The sequence below is a fragment of the Novipirellula aureliae genome, from assembly GCF_007860185.1.
Lineage (GTDB): Bacteria > Planctomycetota > Planctomycetia > Pirellulales > Pirellulaceae > Novipirellula_A > Novipirellula_A aureliae.
This window is the reverse complement of the sequence record NZ_SJPY01000004.1, coordinates 294,760-317,986: the sequence shown is the minus strand read 5'-3', so window position 1 is coordinate 317,986 and position 23,227 is coordinate 294,760. Positions and strand designations below refer to the sequence as shown.

15 protein-coding genes are annotated in these 23,227 nt (G+C 52.7%); 6 read left to right on the top strand and 9 right to left on the bottom strand.

Translation table 11 applies throughout. The annotated features are described in order from the left end of the window. Positions 1-29: 29 nt before the first annotated feature. Positions 30-782, bottom strand: a complete 753-nt coding sequence (locus Q31b_RS13565; protein ID WP_146600224.1) for a PEP-CTERM sorting domain-containing protein — start codon at positions 780-782, stop codon at positions 30-32. Between the two features lie 560 nt (positions 783-1,342). Beyond that, positions 1,343-5,299 carry a protein kinase domain-containing protein gene (locus Q31b_RS28225; RefSeq protein ID WP_197171499.1) on the bottom strand — a complete coding sequence of 1,319 codons (3,957 nt, stop codon included), beginning with the start codon at positions 5,297-5,299 and terminating at the stop codon, positions 1,343-1,345. 222 nt (positions 5,300-5,521) lie between these two features. On the opposite strand from Q31b_RS28225, the gene Q31b_RS13555 reads away from it, so the two are divergent. Then, positions 5,522-6,847 (top strand): tetratricopeptide repeat protein, encoded by a 1,326-nt coding sequence (locus Q31b_RS13555; RefSeq protein WP_146600223.1) that lies wholly within the window; start codon positions 5,522-5,524, stop codon positions 6,845-6,847. 14 nt (positions 6,848-6,861) lie between these two features. Here the strand turns inward: Q31b_RS13555 and lhgO are convergent, their stop codons facing one another. Further along, entirely contained in the window at positions 6,862-8,094 is a 1,233-nt protein-coding gene (gene lhgO, locus Q31b_RS13550; protein WP_146600222.1) for an L-2-hydroxyglutarate oxidase, read from the bottom strand. Positions 8,095-8,098: 4 nt separating this feature from the next. Then, complete coding sequence (locus Q31b_RS13545) at positions 8,099-8,290, bottom strand: hypothetical protein (protein ID WP_146600221.1); 192 nt, start codon at positions 8,288-8,290, stop codon at positions 8,099-8,101. Positions 8,291-9,366: 1,076 nt separating this feature from the next. On the opposite strand from Q31b_RS13545, the gene Q31b_RS13540 reads away from it, so the two are divergent. Continuing rightward, positions 9,367-9,693, top strand: a complete 327-nt coding sequence (locus Q31b_RS13540) for a hypothetical protein (protein WP_146600220.1) — start codon at positions 9,367-9,369, stop codon at positions 9,691-9,693. A gap of 7 nt (positions 9,694-9,700) precedes the next feature. Then, positions 9,701-10,486 carry a class I SAM-dependent methyltransferase gene (locus tag Q31b_RS13535; protein ID WP_231617554.1) on the top strand — a complete coding sequence of 262 codons (786 nt, stop codon included), beginning with the start codon at positions 9,701-9,703 and terminating at the stop codon, positions 10,484-10,486. 103 nt (positions 10,487-10,589) lie between these two features. On the opposite strand, the gene Q31b_RS13530 is transcribed toward Q31b_RS13535, so the two are convergent. Next, positions 10,590-14,177 carry a mechanosensitive ion channel domain-containing protein gene (locus Q31b_RS13530; RefSeq protein WP_231617553.1) on the bottom strand — a complete coding sequence of 1,196 codons (3,588 nt, stop codon included), beginning with the start codon at positions 14,175-14,177 and terminating at the stop codon, positions 10,590-10,592. 287 nt (positions 14,178-14,464) lie between these two features. Here Q31b_RS13530 and Q31b_RS13525 point away from each other — a divergent pair, with 287 nt between their 5' ends. After that, positions 14,465-16,279: an ATP-binding cassette domain-containing protein gene (locus Q31b_RS13525; protein WP_146600219.1), complete on the top strand. Its 1,815-nt coding sequence runs from the start codon at positions 14,465-14,467 to the stop codon at positions 16,277-16,279. Positions 16,280-16,584: 305 nt separating this feature from the next. Here the strand turns inward: Q31b_RS13525 and Q31b_RS13520 are convergent, their stop codons facing one another. The 4 genes from Q31b_RS13520 to Q31b_RS13510 form a co-directional block, all read right to left on the bottom strand. Continuing rightward, a complete protein-coding gene (locus Q31b_RS13520) occupies positions 16,585-17,436 on the bottom strand; it encodes a DUF4405 domain-containing protein (RefSeq protein ID WP_146600218.1) in 852 nt (283 codons plus the stop codon). A gap of 214 nt (positions 17,437-17,650) precedes the next feature. Beyond that, on the bottom strand, positions 17,651-17,821 hold the full coding sequence (locus Q31b_RS28220) for a hypothetical protein (RefSeq protein ID WP_197171496.1): 171 nt from the start codon (positions 17,819-17,821) through the stop codon (positions 17,651-17,653). Between the two features lie 46 nt (positions 17,822-17,867). Further along, the gene (locus Q31b_RS13515; RefSeq protein WP_231617552.1) at positions 17,868-19,478 is read right to left on the bottom strand and encodes an ABC transporter permease; all 1,611 of its coding nucleotides are present in this window, start codon (positions 19,476-19,478) and stop codon (positions 17,868-17,870) included. Next, entirely contained in the window at positions 19,475-20,770 is a 1,296-nt protein-coding gene (locus Q31b_RS13510; RefSeq protein ID WP_146600216.1) for a hypothetical protein, read from the bottom strand. Before Q31b_RS13510 ends, Q31b_RS13515 begins: the two co-directional genes overlap by 4 nt. A 264-nt stretch (positions 20,771-21,034) precedes the next feature. On the opposite strand from Q31b_RS13510, the gene nrfH reads away from it, so the two are divergent. Both nrfH and Q31b_RS13500 read left to right on the top strand, forming a co-directional pair. Continuing rightward, a complete protein-coding gene (gene nrfH / locus Q31b_RS13505; protein ID WP_197171494.1) occupies positions 21,035-21,577 on the top strand; it encodes a cytochrome c nitrite reductase small subunit in 543 nt (180 codons plus the stop codon). Positions 21,578-21,615: 38 nt separating this feature from the next. Further along, on the top strand, positions 21,616-23,175 hold the full coding sequence (locus tag Q31b_RS13500) for an ammonia-forming cytochrome c nitrite reductase subunit c552 (protein WP_146600215.1): 1,560 nt from the start codon (positions 21,616-21,618) through the stop codon (positions 23,173-23,175). The last annotated feature ends 52 nt before the right edge of the window (positions 23,176-23,227 follow it).

The following is a 23,227-nucleotide window of genomic DNA, read 5'->3' as shown; positions in this document are numbered from 1 at the left end:
AAGCATCCATTGCACCGATCCATTCGTTGCTAGGATCGGCTACCCCAAAATCCAACCTGGTTGATGCAATCGTCAACTTCGATCCGCCGCCGACGAAAACGTCCTGTCGCGCCCGCGATTCCACCCACGACAGCCAACATGGCACACGAACTCGGCTCGGGAACGGCGGCAATCGTAAAGCTAAGGTTGGCTCGAGTTGGAACCGGCATGTTGTCAACATCACGAAACGCGGTGTCGGGATTTTCGAGCGAAATCGCGTAATCTCCGGGTGCTAAACCCGACGTATCGAGATTTAGTGTGAACCATCGCTCGGGAGACGTAAAATCATTCAACGGCTGAGATGAAAAATCAGGAAATGCTTGGTTGATGGCAAAATACAAATCGGATTGCTTGAAGATGGTGGAGGTAACCAAGCTCCCCGCTCCAAAGTACCCCGGTGTCCCCGTAAAACCCGTTGCGCTGACCCTGCCGGTCGCGTTGTCTGCTGTCTCATCGCCCGGCACGACTTCAGTCCCTCCGACAATACCAGCTTGAATCATGAAGATAGCAGTCGTTCCCGACATTGGGAGACTTGATCCTGCACCAACGTCCTCACCAATAAAGAAGTCGATCGTTCGATTGGCCCCCGGCAAGCCCAGATTAACGTTCGTGCCCCCGGTACTGTCAACCGAAATCACATAGTCCGCCGATGCGGAAACCGAGAAAGTCAGGACGAGAAGCAAGGCACCGCAACCTCTTCGCAATAGCCAAGAGGGCTGTTTCCATTTAATTGGAGATCTCACAATAGAATGCCTTGAATCGTTGGGGTTCGAATGAAAAGAAAGTTGGAATCAAGTTTATTATCTCGATCCTTGTCGGCGGATTCCCAATCCGTAGGCGCGAATTCAACCGTATTTTCCTGCTGCGCACAACTCATCACCGATCCAATCTAATTAGGCATTCTTATTCGTCAACACCTCTTATGGGAGAATGCCGACGAATCTCAGCTCCGGAATCTTCTGTCTGATCGAGGTAGTTGACGACACTCGCAACATCGACACCTGTCCACATCTGGTAACGTCGTCAACGTACGGGCGGCCCCTCGTACCTATCGATTGCAGACGTATCGAGTGACGTCCTTATCAAGTGACGTCTTGTCATCACGGTAGATGCAATGGTGTAGGTGCAATGGAGAAAATTGGACATTGCAGAGGTTTCCGGCACGAATGCATTGTCACCGCTTGATTTTAGGCTTGGCAAAAGAGTGGCTGGGGCATCGCCCCGTAAGCTGCGACTCGAAGCGACCATCACGAAAGAGGCTTACCCACATTCTTCGTTCTGACGAAGCACTACCGACCCATACTCAATAATTCTGGAGCGCGTCCACAAACAACTGTTTTTTCTCAAGGATTTCAGGGCGTGGGTTTTGGATCTGGTTCAAAATATTTTTCAGTTCTTCGACGAGAACACGATTGGACGAGTTCATAGCGTGAGGACGATTGCCATTTTCGAGCAATTCACTTTTTAGGATCACGTACTCCAGTGACGTGATGTGCCTTTGCGGATCTTCCACATCAAGTGATTTTGACGCAATTTCATACCCCTTTTCACTGTGTCCAATCGCCCTCTGTTTATCGCCGCTCATATCGTAGATTCGCGCGGCGCGGCTATGCCATTGGCACAACAATCGAACGGAATCGGCTCGGATCGTCAGACTCGCCAATTGACCGTTTCGTTCCGCTTGGGCACGATCGCTGATTTCGTCCATCCACTTGATAGCCGCCTGTTTCGCCCGTTCCGCCCGCGGCGTACTGTCGTTCCTCAACATGTCGATCCACAATCCATTGAGCTTTTTGAGCGCTAAAGCGGTGTAATCGAGCGAATGCCGGCGTCGAATTTCGATCGCTTGATCGATCGCGACAGCTGCCTCATCGAAGAGTTGGTTTCTTTCCACCATCGGTAGCGAGGTCGCCTTGTTTGCGATTGCCCAAGCGACCTCCGCCAACGTTTCGAGCCGATCGTCGTTGTCGGCGTGCCAGAACGGATGCAGACCCGTCGCCTCGCGTGCATCAGCGAGTGCTTTTTGTTGAAGCGATTCTCGTTGTGCAGAGTCTTTTAATTGGGCCGCATGACGCTGCCGAACGCTGGCTCGGCAACGCAGAACGCTTCCACGAAATCCCTCATCGTCTTCGTTGATCGAGTCCAGGAGGCGATCGTAACGGCGGATGGCGTCTTGATAGAAAGAAGCGCTGCGGCCAATGTCCGATTCAGCGAACCCTTTTTGATCGTAGATTCTGGCCAGCAAGAAATCGCTGCGAGATGTGTTGCCCCGTAGCGTGGCTTGATGATGATACTGCTGCATCGTTTGAATGATCTCATCAATGCCGATATCATCTTGCTGTTCATATCGCGACTGCATAAAGGCTTCACAAGCCATGCAGAACAAATTGGCGCGGTTTACAGGATCGCTCGAAGCTTGACCTGCAATCGCAGCGGCAATTTCAACATCGCCGAGCCAAGCCAGGATATCTTGATAGATTTCTCGCCCATCCGGGTTGCCAGCCAGTTTCACAAAAACATCACAAAACTCGACAAAAATGGTCGCGTCAACGTCGTCGTTGATCGCAGGGATCGCGAGTTCCGAGGCGTGTAGCCGCGATCGTTGGTTTGCAATGACGGGCCGATAGCAGCGTACAAACAAGTCGCGGCGTTTCCGCTTCGATGCTTCGGTCTCCAAAAAAAGGTCATCGGTTGTCTGGGCAAGACAGCCGGTACACAACCAATCGATCCATTTGGTGCTTGCCGTTTTACTCTCCGCAGCGGAACCATGCGCTGCCAGATCAAAAACAGCTCGGCCGAGTTGCGGACTCAGTCCATCCAAGAGCCGCTCATCAACGCTTTTCTGAAGCCGAGTCAACGAGTCTTCCGCCGCTTCAAAATCTCCAGCAGCGAGATAGCAGAGCAATCGTTCGGCTGCCAAAGCCTGTTGCATTTCGTCCGAGTCGGTCGCAAGTTTTTCCACCACGTCTAGGACCTCACCAACACTTTGGTGAATACGCGAATAGCGTAGCGAGTCAATTTCGTCATCGTTCGTTTTCGAAGATTGAATCAGCCAATCGAGCAGGTGCCTCGCCGCACGCTCTCTCTCGTCCGCGGCGATCATGTTGTTCAAGCCAGTCGTCTCTGCGAGCGTTTTCCAAGCTTCAAAAGCAAGCCTCGGTTCACCACGCTGCCATAGCGCCCAACCAGCTTGCAACTGGTATTGCCCGTCCAACTTCATTAATTTCACAAAATGCTTCGAAGTCTCGCCTGATCGCTCAATCGCCCGCTCGAGATCGGACTTCGCAAGAAGCACATCCCAGTCGTTTTGGTCCCATCTTCGCGGCCAGCTAAAAGCAACCGCCAAGGCTGCGTCCGAGGTCGAGTCCAAATCCACGAAGCGACCGCTAGCATCGAACCGTTGACGCACTTCATCCACTTGCGATACGATCGCATCAAGATTTCCCGATGGTTTGCTCGCCAATTGTCGTTGCAACTGAGCGAGTGCAAGCCGTGCCAGTCGCCGTTCGTTGGCAACGGATTCCGACACGATCGGTCCCAAAAAACGAATCGTCTCGTCGACTTGATCGAGCCACCCTTGATCGAGCGGCTCCTCTTCGATGAAGGCATCAAATGGAACCTGCATCGATGCACAGATGTCATGCACCAAGGCGTCCAGTAGGTCGGGATCCAATCCTTTCAGCTCTTCTGGTTCGGCGTCTTGAAGCAATCGGTATTGCTCCACAATCCGCTCTTTGACTGGGGAATGAGACGCTATCGCTTGTTTTAACTTAAAATTCAAATCGGGTGGTTGTTCGGCAAGCGGCCCGGTTGATGGCCCGGTTGATGGCCCGGTTGATGGCCCGGTTGATGGCCCGGTTGATGGCTCGCGTGATGGCTCGCGTGATGGCTCGGTGGGCTGTGAAACGGTCATTTCGGTTGGTTCGCCGTTGGCCGACTCCGACTCAAGCTCCATCAACTCGTCCTCGTCGACAACGCCAGGGGCTGGTTCGGACTGCGATGCGATTTCGACGGGAGGTGTCTCAAGCGGAAGTCGGTTCGGCTCGCCTCCTTCTTCTTCCTTGACGACAACATCGGGTATCGTTTCGATCCCATTCCTTGGAATGGGTTGCCCCTGATCTTTGTCCATCAAAATCCAGGCAGCAAACCCCAAGCTGGTGATCAGAAACAGAACACTGGCAAAAATCCCCGTTAGCTTGACGATCCGAGAGGAGGTTTGTGGATGGTCAACGGCTGCCTTTAGCTCGGCGACAAACGATTGACAATCTTGGTAACGTTTGGTGGGGTCCAATCGGGTTGCTTTGGCGATCACCTTTCGTTCTTTGGGCGAGACCAATGCAAGGTTTAACTTCCCACTTGCCTTGGCCTGTAACAGCGATGACTGGGTCATTCGATCGAACGGCAACGAACCTGTGCGGAGTTCGTAGTAGGTGATCGCCAAAGAGTATTGATCGATCGTCTTGCTATAGGTTCGATCAAACAACATTTCCGGGGCACCGTAGGCAGGCGTACCGAATGCCATTTGCGTCTGTCGACTCTTTACGACTTGGCGGGCGAGTCCGAAATCGCAAACTTGAGCTTGCCCACCGACGACCAGAATATTTTGCGGCTTGATATCGCAGTGATAGATACGATATCGCTTATTCAATTCATCAATCGCGGACGCGGACGCATGCAAATATCGAAGCAATTCATGAACTTCGATACCGCCGGACTCCGCCCCATTGCTTTGCTGTTTTTCGACAAGGACTTCCTGCAAGCGATCGAAGAGCGTTTTTTCTCCCAACCCCATTGCGACAACCATCCGAGCGGGGACGGGATGACCGGGCCGGTCGGAGGCTTGCGAAGGAGGCGGAATCGGTGCCGAAGTACCAATCGCTTGTGGTGTGATAAAGCTATCGTCGCCTGATTCGGTGTCGCCCGCCCCTTCGCCGCCGATCGCTTTGGTCTCGACCATTGACGGATCACGATAGAAAACCGCTTCGGTTTCCGTCGCATCGAGCAGGTTGCCCTGAGTATCGAAAAACCAAACACCGAATAGCGGGCAGAGATTGGGATGTTTGACCTCACGAACGATCCGCAGAGCACCAAGTTCACGCTGACTGCCAAGTAGCTCCATGTCATGGATGATCTTCATGGCGACCTGGACGCCGCCTGAGGCTCTAGCCACCCATACCTCACCGGCCATTCCCGACCCGAGACGTCGAACAAGTGTAAATCCAGGGACGATTTCGTCGCCAGCGTTAGCGGATAACGACATCAGTACAATTGGTCTCAAAGGGTTTGGAAGGCGAAAGGCTACCGGGCTATTGTAGCGAATGGTTTGCGAATCCCCCCATCATGCTGCGATCCAATCACCAATTTCCTTGCGATATTTGCCCAGAACGATCATTTTTTGGTTCACGATACCTGCGTTCGATCGATAACGCTTACCGTAGCAAAGCTCCACTCCCAACGCACACGCTTTTTAAGAACACTTCCAATGAGCAACTGTCAAACAAACCTCCGTGAAAAGACGGTCGAGTACATCAACTCCAATGATTTCGCTGCTGCCCGGGCCAACTGCGACGAGTGGCTTCGGGAGGAGCCGATGAATGCACAGGCGTGGCATTTGCTCGGTGTTTGCCACGCACGCGAAGGCGAACTCCATGAAGCAATCGAATGCTTTGCCAAAGCGACCGAGTTCGATCTCGGAAACTCCCTCTATCCCTACAACCTCGCCGTTGCGCAAAAATCCGTCGGCAAATTGGATCAGGCCATTGCCAACTATGAGCTCGCCATCGATCGGCGATCCGACTTCTTCGCGGCAAGGATTAATCTTGGGGTGGCCCTTTTGGAAGCCGAGCGAAACAAAGAGGCGCTCGAGTGCTTTCAAGCAACCGTCGATCAGTTCCCCGATTCTCCAGATGCGAACTTCAATCTTGCCAACTCGTTGGCCGAAGCTGGACGCATCGACGAGGCCGCCCTGCATTATCGACGAACGATCGAACGGGACCCGAGTTCTTCAGCGGCCTACGAGAATCTGGGACGAGCATTCGTGGATGCGGAGCGTTTCGATGACGCGAAAGAGGTGTGGCAGCAGTGGTTGTTGGCTGATCCGAATAACGCGACCGCCAACCACATGCTCGCTTCGATCTCGGATGCACCGCCACCACCCCGCTGCCTCGACCAATGCATTCAAGAGACTTTTGACGAAAGCTTTGCGGCGACCTTCGATCGACAACTCGCTCGATTGGACTACCAAAGCCCTCAATGCATTGCCGATGCTTTCGGTAAATTCGAACTTCCCAAGAACCACGTCGATGTTCTTGACTGTGGCTGCGGGACGGGATTATGCGGTCCGCACCTCCGGCCATCCGCTACCAAAATGATCGGAGTGGATTTATCCAAAGCGATGCTTGACCAAGCGGCAAAACGAAATCTGTATGACGAGTTGCACGAGGACGAAATCACACGGTTCATGGCGTCTCATCCATCGACATTCGATTTCATCGTCGCTGCCGATACACTTTGTTACTTTGGTGTCCTCCACGATGTCCTTGGTGCCGCATTCGATTGCTTGAAGCCGTCCGGTAGGATCCTTTTTACTTTGGAATCGATGGAGGATTCACGCCACAAAACCGTCGGCCCGAACACTGGTTACGGATTGTGTCCTCACGGACGCTACGTGCACCAACGCGACTACATTGCCGAAGCGGCGACAATGGCTGGCCTTGAAATTTTGGAGATCCGCAAAATGGTTCAGCGAAACGAAGCCGGTCGCCCCGTGCAAGGTTGGCTCGTCACGGCTCAGAAAATTGCGACCTAACCCAGAGGAATCCCTTAGCCGGTTTGCCCAGACAAAAGGAAGAAACGATCGACAATCTGTTTTGCGATGGCCAAGGACGCCGTCGCTGCGGGTGAAGGTGCGTTGAGCACGTGAATGGCACCGGCGGTTTCTTCAATCAGAAAATCGTCAACCAAGGTTCCATCGGCCGCAACAGCTTGAGCACGCACTCCTGAACGTCTCTGCTTCAAATCATTGATTGTGATCGCTGGAACGAGCTTCTGAAGCGCTCTGACAAATGCCCGTTTTGATAGTGAGCGATGTATTTCCCCAAGTCCCATCCGCCAATTCGAAAGAGCCAGCTTTCGAAAGCCGGCGTAGCTCAGCGTTTCGACGAGGTCTTTCGCATTGATCGATCTCCAATCATAACCGTGCCGTGACAATGCCAAGACCGCATTGGGCCCACACTCAACCCCACCACCAATCATTCTTGTAAAGTGGACGCCCAGAAATGGGAACGCTGGATCGGGGACGGGGTAGATAAGATTGCGAACGAGTGATTCGCTTTGCGATTCGAGTTCGTAATACTCTCCTCGAAATGGCACGATTTTCACTTGCGGTGTTTTCCCCGCCAGCTTCAAAATTCGATCACTCTGCAATCCCGCACAATTGATAAATTGCCGGCACTCGACCGTCGCCCCTAATTCGCTTTTGATCGCAATGGATCCATCGGCACAATCGATTTGGTCAACCCGAAAACCGAGTCGCACAATCCCTCCTCGAGCGATGATGCGTTTTTGCATCGCTCGGCAAACCGTGGCGTAGTCGACAATCCCGGTTTCAGGGACGTGCAGCCCCGCGATGCCTGCGACGGCAGGCTCCAACTTGCGGAGCTGATCGGAATCGATTCGCTCATACTCAACGCCATTTTGCGTTGCTCGCCTAGCAATTTTGTCGAGGGAAGTGATTTCCTTTTCGCAGGTCGCGACGACGACCTTCCCACATCGATCGAGTGGGATATTCTCTTCCTCGCAGAACGCTGTTAAGAGTTTTTTTCCGCTACGGCATGTCAAAGCCTTATGGCTTCCCGGTTTGTAGTAGATGCCCGAATGCACGACACCTGAATTGTGTCCGCTCTGGTGAACCGCGACCCGGTCCTCCGCCTCGACAAGGCTTACCGAAAGTGACGGATCGCGAGATTGCAGCTCGGTCGCGGTCGCTAACCCAACGATGCCAGCACCGATAATGACGACGTCTGCGGATTTGCTCCCTGTGGATCTACCTACCACCGAATCAGCGGAGACTCTTCTTGATTGCCTGGGCAGAGGAAAATTCGCGTAGGCGATCTTCGAGTTTACTGAGCCGCCGGTCCATCCATTGGTCAAAACACTCGGTCGATTCCAACGAAAGCGTCATCGTCAATTCCTGCCAATGGGCATCATTGATCTTGATCGTTGCAGTTCGAGTTTGGCTTGAAGTCGTCATTGGAGGAAACTCCTTGGGTCGCGGTCCGTCGCATGGGGATAAGGTAAGCAAACCGCTGATTTGATGATAGGCGAAGCCCCAAAAGATGCCTGAGGTCATTCGACAATACTCAGACGCTTTGAGCAACGATTTAGTTCACAGCAAGCGGTATGCCTCAACTCATACATTCTTCGGGGTGTTTTTCGTAAAGTTTTTCATGGAAATGACTTACGACACGAGAAAAAAATTTCATCTGCATAAAGCATGTTGTCAAAAGGACAAACCGTGTCGCATTTTGCCAACAAGACAGTCATCTACGCCACATTATCGGCCAATTCGGCTCGATAGGAACATAATAATCCACTAAGGTTTGATAGGGAATGACAATCCGCCACTAAATACATTACTTTTTCTGAAATAGTTTATTTGCAGTGGTTGGGGCGAGTTGCTGCTGAAAAAGATTGTATTTCTTGCAAGGCACTGCCTGTTTTCGCGGCAAGACGCGCGCCGGTTCCCGAGCTCCTATCCACACCAGGTGAACCCGAGCGGGCATCGCCCCCACACGTCTCACAATGAGAACACGTAGCCCACGAGTGTTTTGTCATCGCTTGATTTTAGGCTTGGCAAAAGAGTGGCTGGGGCATCTTGCCCCGTAAGCTGCGGCTGGAGGCCGAAGCCACGAAAGAGGCTTACCCTCATGCTTCGTTGTGGCGACGCACGCCCCCCATGCTGAAAGAATTGCCGAGTCGGGTACTGATGATCGTACCCAATAATCTCATCATCCGCTTCGCAGCAGATAATTCTCGTGAGCACGGCTGCGACACCCATTTCGTTTTGTACCCATTGAAACCACTGTTCCCAGTGCGCGGGCGAGAACTTCTTTCATCTATTTTTCATCCGAGCCAAGACGATGAAGTTTCCAGACATGACGCCCTCGATGTTGTCGGCGAGCGTCGATGTGGATCCGTCCTGAAGACATGTTTTAAGTGGTGCCCTCCCTTTATCACTTAGGACTCTCTGGATCTCCATCGACGCTCTTGTGTCAGGCATTTGTCAGCAAGCGGTTTGCTCGTCCCTCCTTTCCGAAAAGAGACACCATGGCCAAGAAAGATACGTTCCGCGTCGTTTCACGCGGCAAAGATGGATCATTGTTAATTCGTGACTACGCTTCCTGTGACCCGATCATCAATGTGCATGCACAAGTCGGAACGGACGATTGCAGCACCGATTTGGATCTGCGTGGAATGCCAATTTTACGGGGATTGATCGGGCCGATGCCTGAGGGCAAGACGATCGTTCGATACGAAACGCCCGAGGTCTTCGAAGCGTTAACGAAGGAATGGATGGCTGCCAAAACGAAACGGCGAACGCGTCGTAGCAGTGCCGCGGTGGCTGCAGAAGCCGCTCAATCCGCAGCCTCGTAAGGGCATCATGGCAACGATCGAGAATTGGTACGATTACCCTCAGTATTTCGACATGGTTTTCCGTGACGAAACGGCAGCGGAGATCGAGTTTTTTGAAGCAGCATTCGACCGTTTTCTACCCAACAAACCGGTTCGACTACTCGAACCTGGATGCGGCAGCGGTCGGCTGGTTGTGGCGCTGGCGCGTCGTGGATATTCGGTTACCGGCGTCGACCTTAGCCAGCCGATGCTCGACTACCTTCGCAAACGGTTAGCTCGGCAAAAATTGACGGCGCAGGTGGTCCTCGGTGATATGAGGAAAATGAGTTTTCGCAGCAGGTTTGATGCTGCGTTTTGTACCTTCAACACCTTTCGCCATCTGACCACCGAAGCGGATGCGATCGCACACCTAAATAACGTTGCCGATCAATTGCACGCTGGCGGCATCTATATCCTCGGTCTGCACTGTATCCCGCTGGATGCGGAAGAGGAGAGCACGGAGCGATGGACCGCCGCACATGGTGGGACCAAGGTACATGTAACCTTGAGAGTGATCGAATTTAATCGCAAGAAGCGAATCGAAACGCTCAGAGCAAGTATCAAAGCAGAAACGCGAAGTGGGAAGGTTCACCGAGTGCGCAGTGAATTCCCACTTCGGTTGTACACGATTCGCCAATTCAAAAGTTTGATAAAAAAGGTAGCGAATCGACTAGAGTTGCTGCAAGCATTTGACTTCGATTACGACATTGACCACCCGCGGACGTTGGACGATGACCTGACCGACGCCGTGTTCGTTCTCAGAAAACGAGCCTGATCGCAGGTTGAACCGCGTGCTCGAGCGGGCCGCGGCCGCTCGATAGCTCACGGCCATCGGGGCCCGCGATTTGTGCGAATACGATTCATGCCGTTTCCCGGGCTCACGCCGCTTCTCGGGCTTGCTCGACTTCTTGGGCTCGCTCGACTTCTTGGGCTTCGACGATCTGCTCGCTGCGGAGAGCGACGTCTTGAGCCATCGGGAAACTTCGAACGTGCAGGTCGCATTGTGGGAATGCGATCTCGATCCCTTCGGCTTGGAATGCTTTGTTGATTTCGGTATGCAATTGATGGATCGTTTCCACGCGATGATCGAACGAAGCCAGGTAGGTTTTCAACACCATCTTGAGCGTGCTGTCACCAAACCCTTCAAAGGTTGCCACGGACGCGGGATCGTCGAGCGTTAACGGATGGCTATTTGCCGTTTGCAGCAAAATTTGACGAGCTCGCTCCGTGTCCGAACCGTAGGCGACCCCCACTTCGATGACAATCCGGTTGACCTTGTCGGAAAGCGTCCAATTTAACAAACGACCTGTGATAAATTCTTTGTTTGGAACGACATATTCTTTACGGTCCCAATTCGTGATCGACGTCGCTCGGATACGGATTCGCGATACCACCCCGGTTACTTCATCGACCGTGACGATGTCACCGACTCGAATGGGACGTTCAATCAAGATGATCAATCCGGCTACAAAGTTTGCAAAAATCTCTTGGAGCCCAAACGCCAACCCGAAGGTTAACGCCGTCGCCAACCATTGAATCTGCGACCACTGTAGGCCAATCGTTGAACAGGCAGCGATCGTGCCGACCAGTACGATTGCATAGCTGACCAACGTCGTGATCGCGTATCTTACGGATGCATCAAGGGGCAACTGCTGCAAGACAGACATTTCTAAAAGGCCAGGGCCATTTCGGAACAATACAAAGCAAACGATAACGATCAGAATTGCGAGTGCTAGATCCGAGATGGTGACGACATTAGAGACCATTTGTTCCCGGTCGAGTCTATCAGGCGATTTCTCATCCTCGCTTTCTTGTGAATCACGGTCTGGCGTCATTGACATGGGAGAGGCAGAAAGTGACGGAACGTGCGCTGCATATCCCGTTGCCGTGCCTCCCCAAACACAATAGTTGTCCAGCATACTGAGCGCCGGTAGCACTCCGACCCATATCAACCACAATCCGACCATCGACGCAGAGAACAAACCGGTCGTAATCAGACGCTGGGCTTGTTGACTTTGCGCCGAAATGTCTGCTTTGGGGTCCTCGGTTGTGATCCCCGAAACACTTTGCAGTGTGTGTTCGTCAGTCGATGGAGTCGTTGCGGCTGCCGCGGCGGCCCGTTGACGCAATTGTTCCATGCTGAGATAGCGGCGTCGGAGCAGCAGCATTCGGAAACAGAATGCCCGTAGCATGTAGACCGTTGCGATGAAGGCCCAGGTTGCAAAAAGTCGCCAAAAAAGGATCTGTGCCGTGTAATAAAACCCTGCGATCGCAAGTCCCGCTAACGCCATCGGCACGCAGATCCCCAGCAGCCCCCAAACGTATTTGAATCGGTCGACCCAACCGCGTGGATTGCTCGCCAAGTAGCTTCGCAACAATCCGCCGGGCATCAGCAAGCGGAAGAGAACGACCGATGCGGTGAGCATGCCTAAGACGAAAAAGATTCGTTCGAGCGAATCACGGCCATGAGACGATTCACAGCACGCCAATGTCGTCGTCACCATTGTCAGCGGGAATGCAAAAGTGGCGAAGGTGCGAAGTCCTCGCCGCAGCGTTCGCGTCGAATGCTCGGACCATCCAAAGTGCGATTCACCAAGCCCCATCGGTCGACAAGCTTGACGCAGAATTTCGGTGGCGAACCAAAGCAAGCTCACACACAGTAACCCGCTACCGATCGCCGACGCAAACTCGCTCTGCAGGGGATTTTCGAAAAGCCTCCAACCAAAGAATCCCAACAAAGCAGACCATTCAAGGGACACCAGGTTCGTCAAAAAGATCGTTTGGATCGTCGGTGTGATCGACTTGCAATTCGCTCGCTCGGTCGTCTCACCAAGCGAACGAATTCGGCTACGGATCGACCGACGCTTGAAGAACAATAACGCAATGGGAATGAGACAAATCAGATACAAGCCCATTCGTTTCTGGATATCGACGACCAACGCGGTTCCCACTTCCGACCACTTCTTGGGACTGATCAACCACGCGTCCGATGGATTGAACTGCAGCCCCGATAACAAGCTACGACCGCTACGAATCCACAACACTCGCTCATCGATGTAATTTTCATATTCAGCAGCCTGTTTAATGATTTGCTGATCGGTCAAGTCGAGTTCAATCATAGCATGAAAGTATTGGCTGCTATTTCGGATCAACGTATCGAGGTACTCGCCTTTGCGACTCAATAATTCTTGAGCCGCAGATTCGAGCAAGGCTTGATCGAGTGAACCAATCGATCCAGAATCTTCGACGATGGTTGCCAGTAATTTTTGCGGCTCGGCGACTTCACTGCGTAGGTCCTCGTATTCGAGTAGCTCATACTGAATGTCGTTTATCAGTGGCTGCCGCATCGCAACCGCTTCACGCCGCTCGGACACGTCAGGTAGACTCGTTCGTTGTTTTCGAAGCAGCGTACCGACAGAGCTAGTGAGCCCCACCAGATCGACCTTGTTGCGAGTCACTCGAAATTGGTTGACGAGTGCTTCGTGAACCTCAACCGCCGATTTCAAATCGCGCTGGGCCGCCGCTAAATCCTCGGTGACTCGTTTCGCTTTTTCGGCGAGTTCTTGGTTCTGTTCGGCATAGGCTTGCAACGCAGGGGCCGCTGCAATCGCTTCATACCTGGCTTTGCGTACCGATTCTTCGGCCGCCAACTCGCGAGCCTCATTGATTCGGGCTTGCAAGCTTGCGATTGTTTTTTCGGTGTAACCGATTTCAGCATTCGCCAAGTCGATTTTCGAACGAATCAGGTCGGCGGATTCTTCGGCATCGTATTTGGCAAGCTCAGCTTCGAGAGCGGGTAGTTCTTTGACGAGAGTCAGTCGGCGGGTCACCAATCTCGTTGCGAATGAGGCTGATCCCGCGTCAGCGTCTGCTGATGCGAGTATCTGTAACTGAGATTCGGTGTTCGTGACTCGTTCGCCAATCGCGACGATGCGAGCAGGAATGTCTTTCCGCCGTTGAGCCCGAAGTTGAAGTTCGGATTCAGCGGCTTGCCGAGCCTTCTTCTGAGAAGACAATTGCAATTCGGTTTGCGGAAGCAATTGCTCGAGTTCTGCTAAGGTCAGCTTTGGATCGACGGCAGGTTGTTTGTCCTTCAGTTCGCTGCGCCGCTTTTTGAGTTGCTCCAAGCGGGCTGCGACCGTTTGGGTTTCCGCAATCAACGTCGCCTCCTTCGCCTCATGCTCGGCAGCCGACTTCAAATTGTTGAGCGCAGCGGTGAAGTTGTCGAGCATCTGGCTACGAGTTGCCTCGTCGATATCCTTCGATTCCTTCGTTTTCGCAATCGCCCGTTCAACCTGCTCAATCGAGAGGCTTTGAGCGTCCGAGACAGCCTGCAAAGTGGGGCCTTCCCCCCACGCCGAAGAAGCTACAAAAAAACCAACAAACAGCGCAAACGCCAACGAAAGCCTATCCGAGCAAGAGCTGCCAAAACAATGTTCTTTGCACATCAACAATTTATTTAGCATGATCTACCGCAGAAGGTCCGTGAGAGCTGAAAAGGTCTGGCGGATCGTAGAAGAAGCCACTCTCGCAGGTCAACAGATCTAATTGTCCAAAAACCAACCCAAAGGAACAGAAGAATCCACTAAGGGGGCGCAAAGGCCGTCCGTTTCCACATAGATTGGAGTGCAGGCTTTAGCCGATTGCAGGGAGGCTGCTGTATGTTTGTTAAGTTGCGGAGATCGGCCAAAGCCGACACTCCAACCCAACCCCATCTGGACGAATTTCCCTTCGGCGATTCAACTTTGTCAGTATGAACCTTCTATCTCTTGATGATTTGACAATTGGCTTTCGCGGGCCATCTTTACTCGACTCGGTTTCTGCAAAAATTGATTCCGGGCAACGCATCGGCTTGCTTGGACGCAATGGAGCTGGCAAAACGACGTTGATGCGCATGCTGACGGGCGACGTCGTGCCCGACCATGGGTCGATTACAATCCGTCCGGGAACGGTCATTACTCGACTTTCTCAGAACGTCCCTCGCGGTTGGACGGGCACCGTACGAACGATTGTGCTCGGCGACGATTACGATCCGCACGATCATGACGAGGCTTGGAAACTAGAACACGCCGTCGATTCGACGTTGTCGCGAATGGAGCTAGATCCCGATATCGAGTTTGAGACGCTCTCGAGTGGAATGAAACGGCGAGTCTTGCTCGCCAAGGCAATTTCTCGCAGCCCCGACCTTCTGCTTCTGGATGAGCCCACCAACCATTTGGATATCGAATCGATTGTTTGGCTCGAGAATTTTCTCAGCCGCTGGGAAAAAACACTACTCTTCGTCACTCACGATCGCTCGTTTTTGCAGAATCTGGCCAAACGGATTTGGGAGATTGATCGAGGACGGTTGTTCGATTGGTCATGCGACTACAAAACGTTTCTCGAACGAAAAGAACAACTGCTTGCTGCTGAGGAGAAGCAGAACGCACTGTTCGATAAGAAACTCGCGGAAGAAGAGGCCTGGATTCGCCAAGGAATCAAGGCCCGACGAACACGAAACGAGGGCCGTGTTCGAGCGCTCGAAGCGATGCGTCTGGTTCGAGGCGAACGACGAAAAAACGAGGGAAAAGCAAAACTCAATCTGCAAGATGCCCAGCGAAGTGGCGCCTTAGTTGCCGAGCTAAAGCATGTCTCGTTCGCCTACGGCGAGCGTCCGATCATGAACGACTTCTCGACCACGATCATGCGCGGCGACAAATTGGGAATCATCGGCCCGAACGGTGTCGGAAAGTCGACGCTGCTGAAATTGTTGCTCGGTAAACTGGAACCGAACGAAGGCAAAGTCCGCCTGGGAACCAACTTGTCAATCGCCTATTTTGACCAACTCCGCGATACGCTTGATCCCGAAAAAACCGTCGAAGAAAATGTCGGCGATGGGAGCGACCGAATCCAAATCGGGGACAAGACCAAACACATCATCGGCTATCTACAAGACTTCTTGTTCACACCCGAACGCGTTCGAACCCAAGTCAAGTTTTTGTCGGGTGGGGAACGCAATCGTGTGCTGCTAGCAAAACTGATGACTCAGCCAGCCAACGTGATCGTGCTCGACGAACCGACGAACGATCTTGATGCGGAAACACTCGAAATGCTGGAAGACGAATTGGTCGAGTTCGCAGGAACGGTGTTGATGGTTAGCCACGATCGAACGTTCCTGAATAACGTCGTCAGTAGTACAATTGTGTTTGAAGAAGATGGAGTCAACGAATACGTTGGCGGTTACGACGATTGGCGTGCAACCATCGAACGACGCAAAGCAAGCGAATCGGAGCCCGAAGCGAAAAAGAACAAGCCAAAATTGGCATCGAAATCGAACAACGACAAGGCGGCGGATTCAGTGAAGCCGCCAGCGAAGAAACTGTCGTTTAAAGAAAAATTCGAGTTGGAAAAACTGCCAGCAAAGATCGAGACACTCGAGCAAGAGATCGAAAGCCTCCACCAAACGATGGCTGACCCCACATTTTATCAGCAAGCAGGACCCGAGATTGCAGTCGTGAATTCAAAGTTGTCACGCGCAGAGGACGAGTTAGCCAAGGCATTTGCCCGTTGGGAAGAGTTAGAGGGTTGATCCGCTCGATCACGGAACCGTGGCCAACGCCAAAACGGCTAACGAACAATCAGGGGCAACGTTTTGTCAGAACGCAGTAGGAGGGTTAGAATCTTTCGTGGCTGTGGATCCCGGCCGCAGCTTACGGGGACAAGATGTCCCCAGCCACTCTTTTGCAAGCCTAAAATCAAGCCGTGACAAAGCACGAGGCACCCCACCTGAGAATTGGCAGGGGAATGAAAACCAAACTCATTGCTCCCAGCAGTCCCCTTGCCATCGATTCCCCTGTTAAGACGCATCGAAGACGCATCGCTCAATGCCCTCCCTTACGGCGCTGACGGCTCGTTGAGTTCACGCCCTTGTCCCATGCCGCGTCCTTGCCCCGCACCCTGACCTTGCCCCATGCCTCGTCCTTGCCCCATGCCTCGTCCTTGCCCCGTACCCTGACCTTGCCCCATGCCTTGTCCCATACCGCGTCCTTGTCCCATACCGCGTCCTTGTCCCATGCCCTGACCTTGTCCCATGCCCTGACCTTGTCCGGTTGATGGCTCATTACCGATCGAGTCTGCGATCTCGGGATAATGCATTTGCAGGGTCGAAAAAATTTGTTTTGGGACCATGTTATTTTGCTCCGCCAAGTCAGCAATCGTTGAATCTCGGCTTGTCACAACGATCCCTTCATCGCTGAGTGCCGTCTCGACCTCGTCGACCGACAACCCAATACGGGTGGCAAATTGGGATACGGTAAATTCCTCCGCATGGGGTGCGGGTCCACTCTCTGATCGGCCTTCCCAATAATCCTTGATCCATTCATTCCAATTCGCGGTCGCAGTTAGGATGGGGGCATGCATAATTGTTCCTGCCGTAACCAAGACCGTGAGTAGCATCGCAGTAATCATTTCGAGCTTAAGATTCATCCCTGCGCTTCGTTTCTTGACGTAACTCCAAAGCACTTTCCAGTTGAAAACGAGGTGCAACCCAACACCCACAACGAAGAACAGGCAAACGTTGATGTGCAGCGAACCCCAGGTATGCTTGTCGAGCCCAAGCATTGTCCATCCCGTCCAATTCGCCGTTCGACCTCGAGGCGCCACATAGAGCACGACCCCAGAAACAGCGACAACCGTGAACAGCATCGACAAAAGAATCGACGTAAACCCTTTTGTTTTGAACTTCATGAGTGGATTCCATTTACTTGTCGATGCGGGGTAGAACAATAGGATTTAACCATGATGCATCGTATTAGTTCTGTGTCCTCGCAACCAGTGCGACAAAATGCCAGCAGGCGTATTGTCGCGCATGAAATCATTGGATGCATCACCACCGCAAACCGCGACGACCGTTGCAATTGGGTCAACTGCGGATGCGGGGTCTCCGGCTGATCGACTCAGTCTACGATTCCTTTAGCTTCTTGGCTTCAGCTTCCAACGCCGCGACCTCATCTTCTAGCTCCTTTAACTCTTGCGGATCGTCTGCCTGTTGGCGGGAACCAGCCAACCGGGGACGAAGGGTTGTTAATTTTTTGTTGATGACATCGAGACGTTTTTTTGACTTTTTGTCCATCTTTTGTACCTTTTTTAGGAAGTGCTGTTTCACAGCGACATTTCTATCAAAACTCGAATAACGCTACGATAAAATGTACGACCAATACATACAAGGTCGTCCATAAGACGGTTGAAGTAATCGCTCGGCTCACCTCGCTGGCGGAATCCTTTTTTGACATGCCTCGGTAATAAGCGATTGCCGCGGTCCCGAAGCCACAAAGCACGTTTTTCCCGAGCACCCATCCCCAACCGATAAACAAACGGCTTTGCGTACTTGTCAGGTTTCGAAAGAAATGCTGCTGCCAATAATACGGCCCGATCTCGGGATGATTCGACACGAACGTAAACAAACTCATCATGGTTGCCGCACGGTACGCCATCCACTCTAGCATCGGCGTGGCGACCACAAACGCAATCACGATCGGCAACAGCAAATAGGCTCGCGGCGGCACGCCCAATGTTTTCAGCGCATCGACCTGTCCGCCGTAACGCTTTACCCCCACGTCCGCTGACACGGCCGCACCACAACGTGCCGCTATCAAAATCGTAGCCAAAATTGGCACCAAAATCCGGTACAACGCGAAACCGATCGAGGCCAACAATTCGTCGATCAATAACGGCTGAGTGTAAGATCGAAATGGCAAAAAACGAAAGGTGAAATAGGTACTGGTAAACCCGATGATCAACCCGGCCAAGATCACATAGACCCACGCAGACGGTCCACCGACGAGCCGAAAATAGTGCAACACAAACCGTAGTCCCCAGCGTAAATTGGGAACCGCTGGCCACAACTGCGCTGGTAACCGCACCGCCGCTACGATTGCCGATCCGGTCACAACGAAAAAGCTATCGACGTACTGCTTCGTCGTCTCAATCACTCGAGTCACGATCGTATTCTTGGCATCGTCCGAGCGATCTCGACCGCCAACTTGCACCGGCTGCATCCGCTCGGGGATTTTTCCCCATTCCTGTTGGGGAACAGCGATCAAGCGTTGCTCGATGGAATCGAGCAGCAGCACTTCATCAGCGATGGGTAGTAGCGTGTCGTAGTCATGCGTCACGACGATACTTGTTCGGCGATGTGACGTTTGGGTTTGCCGAATCAGTTCCGCCACTTTACGTCCACTTGCCGCATCGAGCCCGCTAGTAGGCTCATCGTAGAGCAGCACATCGGGATCGGCAGCAAGCGTGCGCGCGATCGCAAGTCTTTGTTTTTGGCCACCACTCAAACCTGACACCGGTGCCCATTTAGGAACGCCCAGCTCATCCAGCCACTCGCCCGCCGATTGCAACTTCGGTTTCTTCCGATCCGTGCGATGATCGATTGCAAATTGAACATTTTCGATCGGTGTCAATTCGTCAAAGAGTGCGAACTGCTGAAACACGATCCCCACGCGGTGGTTGGCGAACGAATTCGTTTGCCTGGAATGGTGATCCGACCCGAATTCGATTCGACCGGTCCAGCGAATGGTGTCACCAGCGGACGGTAGCAATCCGGCCAACGTCCGAAGCAGCACCGACTTTCCGGCACCACTTCCACCGACGATGACCGTGATTTTCCCCGCCGCAATCTCGACGTTCGTTTGAGCAATCAGCGTCCGATCACTGACGTGAATCTCCAGGTCGACGATCTTCAGCGATGTCGTCGATCGCTGTGGGTTTGGTTCGTCACTCACGGCAGGTTCTTTGCCATATGGATAACCGGATAAACCATTGGTTCGGCTGCGATCCGAACTCGTCGCCCTGCATCGTCGACGGGTTGATCGGTTGGGCGAGCGACCAACCATCGGCGGTCTTTTCCAAATACTTGGTTTCGCAGAACCAGAGCGAACATGGGATCAATTCCCGTTTCGCGGGTCCCGAACAACTCATCCCCGATTTGGCGGATGACCGGTTCCATCTTCTGCCCCGCCCTATCGATTGCCTGCTGCGCTTCATCACTTTGCCAAACGTCTTGCCAAACTCGATGCAAGTGCTTGTTGTCGACCAGCGTATCTTTGAGTATTTCTTTTGCCAAAGCTTTCGCATCGGCGTCCGACGCGATTTGCTCGGCAACCCGTTTCAACTCGGAGCGAACCTGTTCGTTGGTAGCGATTTCAACAAGCGTGTCTTGGATCGATTCGACGATCTCGTCGATGTGAGATTCGAAGACGGGAACCGCTTCTTGTTCAACAAACCGACGCCATTCCTCTTGTACCATATTGCGGCTCGTTAACGGAGCCTTGTCGTAGACGGCTCGCCAACCGAAACGCCATAGCGAGGCTCGTTCCCACACATCGCGTCCGATCGCCTCGGCGGTTGGTTGGCCATTGCGTCGCACGATCGGTAGTATTTCGGACTTTGCCAGCGGGACAAGTTTTTTGCGAATCACTTCTTGCTGCCAACGTTCAGCCAGTCCATCAAATTCGCTACGGTGACGCTCGAGCGAAGCTTGTAGTTCCAACTCCATGATTGGCATCGATTGCTCGATGCTTTTTTGGACCAGCGGCACGAAGGCGTGTAAAAATTCTTTGCCGTGTTCATCAAACGCTGCCGCCAACCGTTCTTGGATGCGTCGTCGTTTTTCGGGCGGCAACATCATCCGCAGTACCTCCTCGATACTTCCACGACTGTAGTGGTACTCGAACTCGACCTGTGAAGGATCAAATTGTGGATCGTACCAAGTGATGAGGACGGATGTCGCGGAATGCTCCGACGGAAAAACTCGGTCCACGTAGCCGACTTGTTTCCAATCGCCACTGCCAAGCGGAATGAAAACCGGATCATGCTCCTGGAGACGGTTGCTGGTATCGATGACTCTTAAATGTTCCGACGACCCTGTCAAATAGGAAACCAGCGAGGGAGAAGAGTATTGGTTGGCGATCGAGTTGTGACGATCCTTCACGTTTCGACTCAGCGCGTACACGACCGATACAGACGCGGTCGCCCAGAAAAGAAGTCCCAGATATCGGCATGCTTTTTGTCTCATAGGCCTTGTCTTGTTGATTGTTTACGTACCATGGCGAAGCAACGATTCACTGCGCCTAGGGCAACGCCAATGTCGCTTCATTTTCAGACCAAGCTAAGTATAACATCGCGACACGATGTCGCAGCCACCCTGAAATCCACATTTAGGTGTAGATTCTGCTGGCAAGTTATTGTGATCGCCAAGGGAGTGTGCTAGTTTCGTTACAGCGGAGTACGGATTGTTTGACCTTTCGAATTCTTTGGCACGCGATGATTGGACAAGAGGATGGCGGATCCCATTGCAGAACACAAGCTTGATCCCAGCAACGATGGCTCCGAGTCGAGTTCGCCAGAGTCTAAGCGATCAACTGGGCGGCTTCGGCTCGGCTGGGGAATGCTCACGTTCGCAGTCCTACTTGGGCTTCTTGCCGGGATCGGGACGTTTACGTTTGGCTATGGAAAAGGTGCCAGCTATCTAAGTAACAATCCTGAGACATGTGTCAATTGCCATGTGATGCAGGGGCACATGGATTCGTGGCAAAACAGTAGTCATCATCATGTTGCTGTTTGCAACGATTGCCATCTGCCACACGACTTTGTTGGCAAGTGGGTGACGAAAGCGGACAATGGATTCTTCCATTCGTTAGCGTTTACTCTGCAAAATTACCGCGACCCGATTCAAATCAAACCGCGAAACAAAGAGGTTGCACAAGGTTCGTGCATCCATTGTCACAAAGAAGTTGTCCATTCGTTATTGCCCGCATCCTCGCAGCAAGACATGCAATCGTGTGTCCATTGTCATTCCGATGTGGGGCATGCATTTCGTTAACCTCCTCTTTACTCTTTCCTTTTGAAGAAGTTTGAAACATGGCATCATCCGACAAACGAAGCTTCGGAATCCTCGCGTTGTTAGCGGGCGTGGTTGCGTTGGCGACATTCGGCGTCGTCGCTTTGCTGGTCAATATTTTTGAACGCAAACAAGAGGCGAGGACGCCGTTCGTCCGATTGGTGGAAGTCAACGAGGTCAGCACGGACCCGGCGCCTTGGGGAATCAATTTCCCGCTGCAATACGAAAGCTATTTGCTTACCGCCGACACCGAGCGAACCGAACACGGCGGAAATAACGCGATGCCACCAAGCAAACTCGAGAGCGATCCTTGGCTCAAACGTCTTTACGCCGGCTATGCCTTTAGCATCGATTACCGCGAAGCAAGAGGTCATGCTTATATGCTTGGCGACCAAGCGGCTACCAAACGGGTCACCGACGTGCAACAAGCGGGAGCGTGCTTGCACTGTCACGCGTCGATCATACCGACCTATCGCCGAATCGGTTTAGAAGAACTGGGCAAAGAGGCGAGCGAGGACGTGCTTGCGAAATCATTCAACCAAGAAGCGGTGATGGCCGGTTTCCGCGCCGTTAGCCAAAAGAACTACGAAGAGGTCGCTGCTGAACTAAAGAAAACGCCCGATGGAGTCATTGAGGCAACCGAAGAAGGTGACCCGCATCTCGGAGACGCTCATCCCGTATCGTGCATCGATTGCCACGACCCTGAAACGATGGCGATCCGAGTCACACGACCTGGCTTTATCGAAGGAATCGCGAAATTGGCAAACAGTGAGGATCCGGTCCCACACCTACCAAGTATTCAAAAATGGAGAAATTCGGGCGCACCAGGTGACTACGATCCGAACGTTCACGCAACTCGCCAAGAGATGCGTTCGTTTGTCTGTGGCCAATGCCATGTCGAGTATTACTGTGCGAATAAAATGACGCTGACATTCCCTTGGAGCCATGGCTTGAAGATAGAGAATCTCGAACAGGAATGGGATGAAACCGAATTCCCGGACGGAGCGGGTAAGTTCTTCGATTATGTTCACAAAGAAACTGGCACGAAGGTCTTTAAGGCCCAACACCCTGAATTCGAATTGTGGAGCCAAGGTATTCACGCACGTGCCGGGGTGAGTTGTGCCGATTGCCACATGCCCTATGAAAAACAGGGTGCAACCAAGGTCAGCAGCCATTGGGTCCGTAGCCCAATGCTAAATGTCAACCGCGCTTGCCAAACGTGTCACAACGTACCTGAGCAAGAGCTAAAAGATCGCGTTGACATGATTCAAGATCGGACACGAGCCTTGATAGACCGGGCCGCCGTCGCAATGACCGATATGCTCGATGCCATCATTGCCGCACAAGAAGCCGGGGCCACGGAAGAACAGCTCGCACCGATCCGCGATCTACAACGCAAAGGAATGTGGCGTCTCGATTATATCAGTAGCGAGAATTCAAAAGGTTTCCATGCTGATCAAGAAGCAGCAAGAATCTTGGGAGAGTCAATCGATTACAGCCGACAAGCTCAAGCAGCAGCTTACAAATTGCTGCAGTCCAGTGAAGAAGCGGACCCCAGTGAAGTGGCAGCCAACGAGTGACAGCCATGCTCGGGTGAGTTCAAGGCCGAAGAAAGAACCGAGCATAAAGCTG

Coding starts and splice junctions, on each gene's coding strand:
- Q31b_RS28225 (WP_197171499.1), bottom strand. CDS start 5,299: ATGTCGTTATCCGCTAACGCTGGCGACGAAATCGTCCCTGGATTTACA.
- Q31b_RS13555 (WP_146600223.1), top strand. CDS start 5,522: ATGAGCAACTGTCAAACAAACCTCCGTGAAAAGACGGTCGAGTACATC.
- Q31b_RS13545 (WP_146600221.1), bottom strand. CDS start 8,290: ATGACGACTTCAAGCCAAACTCGAACTGCAACGATCAAGATCAATGAT.
- Q31b_RS13540 (WP_146600220.1), top strand. CDS start 9,367: ATGGCCAAGAAAGATACGTTCCGCGTCGTTTCACGCGGCAAAGATGGA.
- Q31b_RS13535 (WP_231617554.1), top strand. CDS start 9,701: ATGGCAACGATCGAGAATTGGTACGATTACCCTCAGTATTTCGACATG.
- Q31b_RS13530 (WP_231617553.1), bottom strand. CDS start 14,177: ATGCTAAATAAATTGTTGATGTGCAAAGAACATTGTTTTGGCAGCTCT.
- Q31b_RS13525 (WP_146600219.1), top strand. CDS start 14,465: ATGAACCTTCTATCTCTTGATGATTTGACAATTGGCTTTCGCGGGCCA.
- Q31b_RS13520 (WP_146600218.1), bottom strand. CDS start 17,436: ATGAAGTTCAAAACAAAAGGGTTTACGTCGATTCTTTTGTCGATGCTG.
- Q31b_RS28220 (WP_197171496.1), bottom strand. CDS start 17,821: ATGGACAAAAAGTCAAAAAAACGTCTCGATGTCATCAACAAAAAATTA.
- Q31b_RS13510 (WP_146600216.1), bottom strand. CDS start 20,770: ATGAGACAAAAAGCATGCCGATATCTGGGACTTCTTTTCTGGGCGACC.
- nrfH (WP_197171494.1), top strand. CDS start 21,035: ATGGCGGATCCCATTGCAGAACACAAGCTTGATCCCAGCAACGATGGC.
- Q31b_RS13500 (WP_146600215.1), top strand. CDS start 21,616: ATGGCATCATCCGACAAACGAAGCTTCGGAATCCTCGCGTTGTTAGCG.